General features: G+C 43.6%; 9 protein-coding genes and 2 CRISPR repeat arrays. All 9 genes read right to left on the bottom strand.

What is annotated here, in order from left to right; genetic code table 11:
• Positions 1-234 precede the first annotated feature (234 nt).
• A CRISPR array of direct repeats spans positions 235-873; the repeat unit is 28 nt; unit sequence GGATCACCCCCACACACGTGGGGAATAC.
• A 35-nt stretch (positions 874-908) separates the two neighbouring features.
• Positions 909-1,793, bottom strand: coding sequence for a type I-E CRISPR-associated endoribonuclease Cas2e (gene cas2e, locus QUF07_RS11650; RefSeq protein ID WP_217341399.1), 885 nt, complete (start codon positions 1,791-1,793; stop codon positions 909-911).
• Positions 1,793-2,743 (bottom strand): type I-E CRISPR-associated endonuclease Cas1e, encoded by a 951-nt coding sequence (gene cas1e, locus QUF07_RS11645; RefSeq protein ID WP_217341400.1) that lies wholly within the window; start codon positions 2,741-2,743, stop codon positions 1,793-1,795. The genes cas2e and cas1e overlap by 1 nt, the downstream gene beginning before the upstream one ends.
• Before the next feature lie 3 nt (positions 2,744-2,746).
• Positions 2,747-3,427: a type I-E CRISPR-associated protein Cas6/Cse3/CasE gene (gene cas6e, locus QUF07_RS11640; protein WP_217341401.1), complete on the bottom strand. Its 681-nt coding sequence runs from the start codon at positions 3,425-3,427 to the stop codon at positions 2,747-2,749.
• A gap of 12 nt (positions 3,428-3,439) precedes the next feature.
• Complete coding sequence (cas5e, locus tag QUF07_RS11635) at positions 3,440-4,171, bottom strand: type I-E CRISPR-associated protein Cas5/CasD (protein ID WP_289427541.1); 732 nt, start codon at positions 4,169-4,171, stop codon at positions 3,440-3,442.
• A complete protein-coding gene (gene cas7e, locus QUF07_RS11630; protein WP_289427539.1) occupies positions 4,152-5,228 on the bottom strand; it encodes a type I-E CRISPR-associated protein Cas7/Cse4/CasC in 1,077 nt (358 codons plus the stop codon). Before cas7e ends, cas5e begins: the two co-directional genes overlap by 20 nt.
• On the bottom strand, positions 5,221-5,880 hold the full coding sequence (casB, locus tag QUF07_RS11625; RefSeq protein ID WP_217161800.1) for a type I-E CRISPR-associated protein Cse2/CasB: 660 nt from the start codon (positions 5,878-5,880) through the stop codon (positions 5,221-5,223). Before casB ends, cas7e begins: the two co-directional genes overlap by 8 nt.
• A 15-nt stretch (positions 5,881-5,895) precedes the next feature.
• Positions 5,896-7,617 (bottom strand): type I-E CRISPR-associated protein Cse1/CasA, encoded by a 1,722-nt coding sequence (locus QUF07_RS11620; RefSeq protein ID WP_289427538.1) that lies wholly within the window; start codon positions 7,615-7,617, stop codon positions 5,896-5,898.
• Positions 7,598-10,414 carry a CRISPR-associated helicase Cas3' gene (cas3, locus tag QUF07_RS11615; RefSeq protein ID WP_289427536.1) on the bottom strand — a complete coding sequence of 939 codons (2,817 nt, stop codon included), beginning with the start codon at positions 10,412-10,414 and terminating at the stop codon, positions 7,598-7,600. Before cas3 ends, QUF07_RS11620 begins: the two co-directional genes overlap by 20 nt.
• 217 nt (positions 10,415-10,631) lie before the next feature.
• Positions 10,632-11,026: direct repeats of the CRISPR family, unit length 28 nt; unit sequence GGATCACCCCCACATACGTGGGGAATAC.
• A gap of 165 nt (positions 11,027-11,191) precedes the next feature.
• Complete coding sequence (locus tag QUF07_RS11610; protein WP_056982481.1) at positions 11,192-11,455, bottom strand: hypothetical protein; 264 nt, start codon at positions 11,453-11,455, stop codon at positions 11,192-11,194.
• Positions 11,456-11,615: the final 160 nt, after the last annotated feature.

Genomic DNA, 11,615 nt, shown 5'->3' with positions numbered 1-11,615 from the left:
TGTGGTAAACACCATTTTAAAGGAAGCTGATCTTTTTTGTCCGAACAGCGTTCGGATTAATTTTACAATCTACCATACCTTAAGAATATTGCTTTCAACTCACTTCATGAGTTTTGCTGAAACTCAATTCTTCTTTGACATTTGTTACTCTGTACTACCTTATTGGATATCCATTATTAAACCCACATACATGGGGAATACTCGTTGTAGCACCGACAAAGAGCGGTGCCGTCGGGATCACCCCCACATACGTGGGGAATACATCTGAAGTAAGTGTGCCAAAACGAATTCATAGGGATTACCCCCACATACGTGGGGAATACACTAAATCATAGTAGCTTTCTGGACCATACCCGGGATCACCCACACACACGTGGGGAATACATGCTGACTTGATCGTCTCACAAACTGTTCTGAGGATCACCCCCACACACGTGGGGAATACTAAGCAACCGCTTGCGGCGTGATGTCGTCATAAGGGATCACCCCCACACACGTGGGGAATACTTCAAGATTCTATGTATGAAGAAAGGAAGATTAGGATCACCCCCACACACGTGGGGAATACTTTGCCTATTAAATCGATTAGCTTTGCCATGGGGGATCACCCCCACACACGTGGGGAATACCTAGTTATTTAGGTGTTGCATCAAGGGGGGCTAGGATCACCCCCACACACGTGGGGAATACCTTTAAATCCTGTTGAAATTACATGACCAAAGAGGATCACCCCCACACACGTGGGGAATACCAGGTTCAAATTATAAAAGTAAAGCTATTATCAGGATCACCCCCACACACGTGGGGAATACAAAGTTTAGCAAGTACAACTGCTGCGATTGGTAGGATCACCCCCACACACGTGGGGAATACACTAAAGGATCCCTGCTATAACGGCATTCTCAAATTTACAAATGGCCTTTTTCAATGAGTTTGATTGCTAGGTTCAATGTTGCCTTTGCATCTGCCAATGCATGATGCGGCGTTGAATTATCAATTTGATACGCTTTTAAAACGGTATTCAATCGATAATTATCAAGAAACTGATTTGATTTTTTTACCATCGGCATTATATCCAGCATCTCATTAGTTAAATCAGATTGATTAGTTTGATGAAAGGCTTCCGAAAGAAACTCCTGGTCAAACCGCAAATTATATCCGATGACGGTTGAACTGCCAACGAAATCCTTGAGCTTTTGCAAAGCCAAGCTTAAATCGATTCCATCGGTTGCTAATAGTTCTGAAGAAATATTAGTCAATTCTGTTATTTTCTTCGGAACTTCACAATCAATCTGAATCAATTGATCGAATTGGTCATATTCACCATTCTTAGTTCTTTTAATCGCACCAATCGAGATAATTTTGTCCTTCATGGCATTCAAACCGGTCGTCTCAAGATCAACTGCAACGAATTGGCGATTCGTCTGATTAGGTTTATTGGATTTGCGTTTATTCATCATGATTTTAGCCCGATGAAATTTCGCGGCATTACTAAAACCGTGCTTTGGCACTCCAGGGACAACCTTGAGTCGCATCATCAATGGAATCCCATCAAAATCCACGACTTGGTACTGCTTACGAGTCGTTTTAATCTGGTAACCCAATTCATTATTGGCGTTATAGACCATTGTGGCCTCACCACTACCAATATTTCGGTTAATTCGATCCCATAGCAAGTCCCGAATCCGGGCACTCACATTGCCAACGTACACGCCCGTTTGGACCTCTTGATACCACTTGGTCAAATCTCCCCGTAAAGATTGAGGCACTTTGGTTAGTGTCACGACAATCATCAGCCATCATCCTCTTCAAATTCATGGTATTGAACGCCAAATTTCTGCAGACCAAGCTTGTCATCCCACAGATTAATGACACCGGCACTGATATTTGTTTCAGTGACTCCCAAAATTGACTTTAAATCAGTCACCATCCGGACCAGCAATTTACCATCCTTAAAAGCGTCTCGCATCGCCAGCCGGGTTTTGGTGCCAATATCTTTGTCATCCCCATACTTAGCAGTCACCCTAAAGGCAAGTGGAATCGAAATCTCAGCTTTGTATAAATCCGCGAAATCATACACAAAGGATAAATCGTGACCAGTATGGACAAAGCCCAACCCAGCAGACGCGCCCAACGCACAAATCACACTGTAACTCAATCCATATAATGCTTGATGCGCTGCCGTGAGGGCTTTATTAATCGGTGTCCCTGCATCGAAATTATCGGGATTATAAGCTCGCCGAGACCAGGGCACATTCGTCTTCTGAGACTCGTTTCGATACACTTGGCGAACGCGACTACCTTCTTTTCCCCTCAATTCCTGCATCGATAAATCAGAAACGTCTTCACCGGGAAATCTCATCTGATACATCTTTCGGGCAACGGCCACCCGGGTTCGCGTATTCGAAACCAGCCTAGCCTGAGCTTCCAGCAGCCGAGAAGAATGATTCAACGGGCGGCCATGGGCATACTGACGAACGCCTTGCTCGCCAACCCAGACGACGCCCATCCCTGCATCACCGATTAGTTCCATTGCCCGATGAGAAACATCAACCCCTGGTCCTAATAGCAGGACACTCACAATCGCGACGGGCACAAATACCGTTCCTCGATTGTCCGTCACCAATATTGCACTATCTTGGCGATTTAGTTTCGCATGCTCCAGATAAAGAAAGGTGACCCTGTCTCGAATCCGACTCAATTCTGATAGTTCCGCCTTTTTTGCTCCAAATTTTTTTGTCATGATTTAGCCTCGAGGAATAACCGTCATCAAGCCCATTCCAAATGCCTTTTCACGACCGATTCCATTTATCAGGGCTTGCTTAAAAGTGGCAACATCAGCCACTCGCAAAAAACCTTCAAATGTGACCCGACTCAATCGACCGCCTCGACCACCTTGATCGGGCTTTCTGCGGAGAACCGGCCAATCTCGACTAATCACGTCAAACGCTCGGTTATCCGCAGCTTCGATGTTATTCACCGTCTCTTTTTCAATTAACTGAAAGCCCGATTTTTCGGCTTTCCCCACAAGCCATTGCCGTTGTTGGGCAATCGTAATATGCGGGACAATCCGGGGCTGCTTCTTCCCTGGTTGCTTAATTGCATATGTGGGATTAGCCGTTAATCGAAACTGCATCACTTGTCCTTTTTGAATGCTTGCCAGAAAAGGATCATACGATTTGGTAACTGCCGTCCCAGCTACGCCATACGTCGCGAGTTGGGTTAAATCTGGCGCTTCCTCACTGAGAACAAGCAAATATTGCTTACCGTTAAGTGGATCAATTCGCCACAAATGGCGCCGTCGTTTGCCCGTCTTTACCTCAGCTGGAAAGCTTTGTTCAACCCAGTTGTGAAAGGCGCCGAGATGCGTAAGATCTTTTGTTTTTTGGCGATTATTGACGTCAATTTCTACTCTTGATAAATACATACATACTCCTTTCTAGAGAAAACCGAAGATGTCGTGCTTCGTTTCTACGGAATTATCGATCTCTGCTTGTTTGTTTTCAAAACATGGATTTTGCAGATCCACGTAATCAGTTGCAACTGCTCGATAGCCATGGCGCCGATTCCGCTGGTCAAAGGATTCAACGCGATCTTTGATCATCTTACTGCGCTTATCAGGTAATAAATTTGCGTCCGAAATGATTGCAACGTCTTTGACCAATTCATTTCGACGCTTGCGCCACTGGTACCAATGGGACGCTTGCCAAGACATCTTTTTCAAAACGGCAACCGGATCACGATCTGAGAATGTGGCTGTCTGTAAAACACCGGCAGGCACGTTTGAGCGGCGTCCCAAAAACAACTGAAATTTCGGGTGCTTTAAGGCAGTTTCAATTTGTTCAATCAACTGCTCATCTTCACTGCCGAGCGCGGCCATGAACACAGCATCTTGAATGTAATCCCGGTACGTAATCTTTCTGGTACCCTTTTTCCATTCAACCGTCTGAAAATCACTCAATGCCTTTCCTGGCTGGTCCACGCGAACAGCAAAAGCCAAATCATTTAACGCCGCGATTCGCGGATCGTCTCGCTGATATCCGAGCGCCGCAGAAATCATCCCAATAATTGCACTCTTTGAGGGATAACCGTCACTTGTTCGTCGGGAAAACGTTGCCTCATTACCATATGATTGTAGTGGGGAAGTCAATTTAATTGTTAGTGTTTTCATCCTGGACCACCTTTGTTAATTCCGTGGTGACTTCATTCAAAAGATCAGCTAAGTTGTCAACCTGATCAGATTGTTTTGATTCATATTGATGATTAGCCAACACAACAGTTAACGAAGGTTTCGCAACAAAGCTAAGGGTTGCTGAATATTCATCTTCAAGCTTGTTAATCGATGATTGAACGTAGCCGTTCTTTGAATTAACTGACGCTTCAAACGCTGAAACCAGATTGACTGGTGTATCTGGTCGAATGGTAACCATCACATAGTTGGGTAACGTTTTGTTGGCAAAGGTATTTTGTTTGCCAGTTGGCATTGATAATAAAAATGCTTTGATGAAATCCGTTGCGCCCTTAATCGCGTCCGAGGAACCAAGGTTGTGAGCTAATTCATTGACGTTTAAATTAGCATACCGATAGAGTGTTGAGGAATTAAATTCAATTGTTCCCAGCATTGCCGCACCAGTGGTATCTTCAGACTGCAAATCATCCAAGGCTGTGTAGTAATCGAATTCTGGAACAACTTCATGCGTTGAAATGGCATGGGCAACCTGTGCGGAACCTTCCACGTTTAGTTCAGGATTATCGGCTACCATTCGCCCGAAGAGTGCCAAGTCAAGAGAATTGTCTGTCTTTAACACCTTTTTGACTTCTTTTTTATCAAGTTCATCATGATCAACGACATATTGAGCTAACTTTTCAATCTGGCCGGGACTGACTAATAATAACGCACCCGTTTCATTATTCTTATCAAGTTTGATACTGGCAGCCTTAAAGACTTCACTTGTCTTTGCCAGGGCAGCCTTTTCATCTAAGGAAGAATCCAGAGACATCAACTTGCTGGCCAGTAATTTAGCAGCTTCCTTGGTTCTCGTGCCGGTATCAACGCCTGATTGTTTAAAGGATACCCGCATCGCCCGTTTCCAACTCTGTGAAGAAACTCGCGAACGGGTAACACCACCATAAAGAGCAGTCTTAGGTGCGCCCGTATCATCTCGATTGATGTTTGATGAAGGCACTGTTTGCAAGACATTTAGATCGATATATACATTATTAGTCATTAGTTTTTTCTCCTTCAGCTGTTACTGTTTGTTTGATGAACCGATAGTACTGTTGACCCCAAGCTAAACGGACTTCATTTGCCTGTCGAAACCCAGTCTGGAATAAATACAGATCGCCAGCCAACCTAGGATAATCAATTTTTTGATTCGGCATGCTAGCTTTTAAAATTTCAACTAAGTGGGTAATTGAGTTGATCACGCTATTCACGTTGGTTGTTCCCAAAAGCGCCTGTACCCGGCGATCTAAGGCAGTCCGAGTCGTCTCATCTCGACGCAAATTAGCAAGCGCTGCAAACAAAGTGAGCCCATCTGCTGATTCGGCCTTGTATGAGGCTCCAGCGGCAAAAGACTCCTGACCCTGCTGATGAATTGCATAGAGGCGAATGGCTGTATACATTGAGATTTCAGCCTTCGTGGGTTTCCCATCAGTACTTAATAATTTCTCATGTTTTAATCCCATATCCTGTTCAATTTTGACAAGTCGCTCGATTATAAATGGCCACACTTTTTGCGCTCTTGGGCTTGCAATTGTCGCGGCACTTCGAACACCAGCTAAAACAGCTTTATTTAAATTTCCATGACCATAAAGTTCTTTAATAATTCCGGCAGTCCTTTTTTTAATTTCAGTTGCGATCTTTCTTGCTGATCCCATTGGTTCACACCCTTTCTATGATTTCAAATCTGCTTGAACCTGATACCGTAGCCGGTTATTGACGGTAAAGATATTAACCAGGCCCTTGCTTTTATCGACCACGCCATTAACATCAATGAAGCCAGCCATGTCTCGTGGTGAGCTCGATTGAATAACCTCATTGGCAGTTTTCAAGACGTAGCTTTTGATCTCTTTCTTCCATTCATTGCTCTTTTTGTCCCGGTCTTCTTCGTTTGTCAAGCTTCGCAACCACTTATTAAACGGGCCATTTAGCCCATCATAAAAGGCCGCACTCATTTTGTTGGCAAATGGACGATAATCAAGATTACGAATGTGCGCAATATTCACCGCAAACCGCCAGTAATCACTTCCCACCTTTTGGGTTAACTCAATCATGTCTTCGATCCGGATCGGCCAGCGCTGTGCTTTGTCAGGATTCTCATCAAAAAGAACATCCGCATTAATATGCATATCGTCGTAGACTTCGGCAACTGGGGATTGAGAAGTCGCGTTGCCATCACTAATGAGGGCAACGGAGGCTAGGGTTAACAAGGTACTTTGTGGAATCAGCCCTCTATCTTTAAGCACTCGTAACCATTTAACAATTTCCGGTTCATGCTTATCATTGGCTTCTTCAACTTGGACATACTGTCCGAAATTCCGCCACATCGCCGTTCCTAGCGATCTCAATCCCTTAACGGCCGGTCTATAATGATCGGTCCTTTTATCAAATCGCCAAACCGTCATTGGTTCGATAAAGGCATCGTCGCTCTCAAACATTGGCAGCCCAGCACTAAAGATCGTTGGGGTGCCTTGCTCATCCCAATTAATATGAAGTAGTCGGCTCCACGTGGTGTATAACTCCGCCAAATTATCTGGTAAGTTTTGCTTCTTACGATCTTCGACATACTGAGGAACAGCTTGTTCCCATACTGGCTTTGGAGGATTATATGGTTTGTCCTCCTCAACCAGAACCAAATTCAACATTAATGTTTGAAAAAGGGTATCACCATCCGCAAATACCGGGCCAAGCTTGTAAAGCCAGCCAGAAGCAGTTGAGAATTTATCGGGCATCTCAATCTTCGTTTTATCGGTAACACCCGTAAAATTTTGATAGGTAATCAGCCACCGGGCAAGTTCATCCAATTGAATATCGTTTTTGAATTCATCAGATTTAGGCGAAAATAATGACGGTGTGTGGCCACTTTCCGAAATCTGCCGGTTAATTTGCTTAATTGCCACCGTTCCCGGCCCTTCGGCACCAGCAATTTGCTTCTTTTTCGGTACAAAGTGGTTATAGTCATCCTCAGTAACTTGGTAGAAGGGCTGTTCACCAAATAAGTCAAACCGATCTGCATATCGTTTTAAATACGTGATCACCATTTGAGTAAAGTGACCATTATTGAATAGCTGCTTCCACGTATCAAATAAGTCCTCCTCAATGTTTTCCTGATCATCCCTATCCACTTCACCAGTATCTCGCATCGAATCTTCATCAACGGTCACCCAATCATACGGTTCATCGTCTGCATCAAATCGTGAATAAACGGCGGTCAAAATTGCGAGGAGAAAACGTAAGATCGCCAAATCTTGGGAACGCATTTCTCCAGACAGCGCTCGATAATTTTGAGCATTCTCGAACAATTCAATTAGGGAAACCATTTGTTCTTGGTTGGTCTGTCTGTCTATTACTTTAATCCAAGAATCAGTTGTTAAGTTAAAGTGTTGCTTTTCCATTGTCGTCCTCCTTTGAATAACTTAAGCCAAATCGGGAAGAATAGTTCAAATGCCAGTCACCTAAATCAGCTGATAGGTTCTTGTCTAGTGGGAGTGCCAGTGCTCCTTTTAACCAAACATCGGCTTGCCAATCCGGATAATATTTACTTGTCAACGTTTCCAAGTGCTTAATTGCCCGGTCAATATCTGGCGTGACCGGAGAAGGAACTCTAATAACTTGTTGCGCAATCTCTTGAGACGAAATGTTTTGAATTGACTTAGGCTTATCTGATTGAGTATCTGTGACTAAAAAGTCCCCCTCACTCGTGTGTTGTAACAAAATGACCTCAAGGGTTTCTTTGATATCCCGAACAGTGGCATTTGCACGCTGCTCATCAGTATCAATGTTTGGCTTGGTTCGATCTAACCAGCCATGAATCGTATGCTTTCGGTATCGCGGTGCCCCTACTTGAAATGCTTGCGCTTTATCACGCTCCTTTTTAAGATTGTCATTAAACATTTCTCTTTCCTTGTCGAGCTCTGGCATCTCGTCAGCCGTTATTTCAGCATCACTTTCCTGATCGTAAACCTTTTGTACTAACACTGAAATGTCACCAGGGATTGCAATTGTCTTACCCAGGAAATGATCGGTTTTCATGAGTAAATATTTCTGATAAACGGCTTCATTAGCATCCCCATATTCGCCAGGACCACTAATTCCCATCACAAACAGTTGAGGCGTTTGGAGCTCTTTGGGTCTGGTAATATGATGCCGATGTAAACGGCCAGCCCGCTGAAGAATTAAATCCATCGGGGCAATATCGGTATAAAGAACGTCAAAATCGATATCAAGTGATTGCTCCAAGACTTGAGTCCCAATGACAATCATCTTAGAAGGTCTTTGACCATTCTTTCCAATGGCTTGTTGAAGCTTTTCTTCCTGCATCTCTCTAGTAGGGGCCAAAAAGCTTGAGTGGAGGAGCATAAAGTCAATGCTTTGGGGGACAAATTTAGCAAGCGCCTGTGCCCGCTTAACAGTATTGACGATAATGCCCGCAATCCCACCATTAGCAATTTGGTTTACAACAGCTTGCATCAACTCCTCATCATCCAAATTAATTCTGTTAACTTGCAGCCCAAATGGTGCCTGATCACTACGGCCGGCAAACTCTGTCACCTGGTTTAATTTCTTGCCATCCAAAACGCTCAACAGCGGATATGCTTCAGTGTCCTGCCAATTGGCTGGCGCCTCAAATCCTTTCGGAGACCGTTTACCGTACCTACCCTTTAAATACGAGGTAATGAGCGCATTTCTTTTTTCTTTTGGCAAAGTTGCTGACAGTATGACAATCGGCACGTGGTACGCACCAAGCCAATTAATGGCTCGATATAAGTATTGGTTCATATACGCATCATAGGCATGGACTTCGTCAATAATGACAACTTTACCACTGAGTCCTAAATGTCTTAAAAATAAATGTTTCTGCTTAAGAGCCATTAACAGTAAATTATCAATTGTCCCAACTGTAAACTTGGTTAATATTGATTTCTTTCCACTGAACCAGGAATTGACCGTCACCGCGCCTAAATTCTTGGGGTCAGCGTCATCAATATTGACTGCATTGGTCAAGTTCTGGTAATGTTTGTTAAATTGAGCTTTCCCATGCATTAACTTGATTGAGAAATTCTCATCTTGAGATTTCGCAAGTTTCTCCAGCCAATCATTAACTCGATCAAACATCGCGTTAGTTGTTGACTGGGTTGGCAGCCCCATAAAAACGCCATCCTCGCCATCAATATAAGCAAGTTGTTCGGCAGCAACAAGGGCAATTTCAGTTTTTCCTAAACCTGTGGGCGCTTCCACGATGATCATTCCGGGATCACGGGTTTCCGAAATTGCTTTCGTTATCGTAGCCTGGACTGGCCGGGCCTTAAATCCCCAGCGAGTCTTATAAGGATCGTTGGTTGTTGAAACCTGCTGGGGAACCCACTCTCCGGTAGAGTTCCAATTATTGATTGCATTTTGGAAACGAGTGACGGTATCAACGTCCTCACTCGATTCATTTAACGGTATTAACGGAAATAATTCCGCATCTTCATCATTGGTCAGATACTCACTTGACGCTAGCCAGTCAGCCATAATTAGCAAGCCTTCTAAAATAACTGCTTGTGGCTGGGTAACCATCGGGACTTCTTCCACAGACTGATATCCAGATAGTTTCAAGCCATAATCAAAAAGTTCTTTTTGAGTCTGCTTCCAGATTTTTTGAATTTCTGCATCGGTGTCACTCAAATAATAATTGGCCGTATAGGTAACAATTTGCTTTCGAGGAGCCTCCTGAGCTGGCGAACCATGATGCCCACCGATGATCGCCCCAACTGAGTTTGGCACACCATAATGTTCCAGAATTGCTTCGCCAGCAATTGCGTGCGGAGATGCCCGTGCAGAAGACAAATCGCTTTCATCTAGTTCAGAAAAACCGCTTCTGATTAATTTCTCCACCAGTTGATCATCTAAATAATCGTCACGGATATAAGAACGCTTCTTTTGAAATGCAGGAGTTGCCTTGCCAATGTCGTGGGTAAATCCAAGAAACTTGACTAGTTTTTGCACATCCTCATCAGATCTTTCATCAGTCTCATCAGGCGACGTATATTTCAATAACTGCCTTTGGCTGTCACTGAGCCAATGATTGTACAACCAGTTAATGGTATTCTTCGCATCCGTCAGATGGATCACCAAAGGCAGCCAAAGTTGCTCATCATGTTCGAAATTTTTCTTGGCCCATAAAGCGGTTACATTTTTATGCAATTTCATTGTTTTAGTTTCCCTTCGTTTGAGTTCATCTACCCCTAAGCTTCAACTAAATCAATTATAATCTAAATCCTTGTTAAGAAAACTACGATATAATTTATTACTTACTAACAAATAATTATCCAAATTCAATAATACTGAATCATGTCCCATATACTAATGAGCACCCGCACACATGGGAAAATACAATTATGAAGGACTTAATGCCCATCGAAGCCTAGAATCATCCCTACATATGTGGGGAATACTGTCGACTATTTGGCTGTTTGCTTGCTGGCGCAGGATCACCCCCACATACGTGGGGAATACAAAAAATAACCCTAGCTAAAAGCTACGATCTAAGGATCACCCCCACATACGTGGGGAATACTTATCGAAGATCATTACAATAACCAAGCGCCTCGGGATCACCCCCACATACGTGGGGAATACGGCGACGGCTTTACCGCTAATCCTGATACTTGGGGATCACCCCCACATACGTGGGGAATACAGAGGAGCAGTATGATTGCCTTCCAATGAGTTAGGATCACCCCCACATACGTGGGGAATACTCTTATCACCTCCTAGAATCCGTACTCAGTGTGGGATCACCCCCACATACGTGGGGAATACACTAAACGATCCCTATTAAATCGGCATTTTCAATTCGGCAAATGTCTGTTTCCAATCACTTTATGATCAACACCCTTACAACTTAACGACATAAAAATAGGCCATGGCAACTTCTTCCTATCAACAACAAGCTAACAGGAAGTCTTCACCATGACCCAAATCAAACTATTCATCACTAACATTGGCACTCTTTTGAATCTCTGGCGACAAATCGTACATCTTTGCCGCCTCCGTTAATAATGCGTGGTACGCATACGCCCCGTCCCGGTATGGCTCAACAACCACTTCATCAGCAATCTTTGAAAATGGCTTTTTGCCATCCTTTTCTTGAACGGAGTCTAAATCCGCAATAATCTTCTTCTCAACATCTGAATAACTACCTACGATTTGTTTCGTCTGCAAACTGCCACGAATAGAAATTTTGTTCATATAAATTCCTCGCAATCTATCGGTTTTATTTGATGCGCGTATATTGCCTCAACACGTTTCCACGCAATATATCTATCTATATGAGGTAGATTGTAAAATTAATCCGAACGCTGTTCGGACAAAAAAGATCAGCTTCCTTTAAAATGGTGTTTACCACAAA

This window comes from Lentilactobacillus sp. TOM.63, from assembly GCF_030361045.1.
Classification (GTDB): Bacteria; Bacillota; Bacilli; order Lactobacillales; family Lactobacillaceae; genus Lentilactobacillus; species Lentilactobacillus dabitei.
This window is presented reverse-complemented; position numbering and strand designations above follow the sequence as displayed.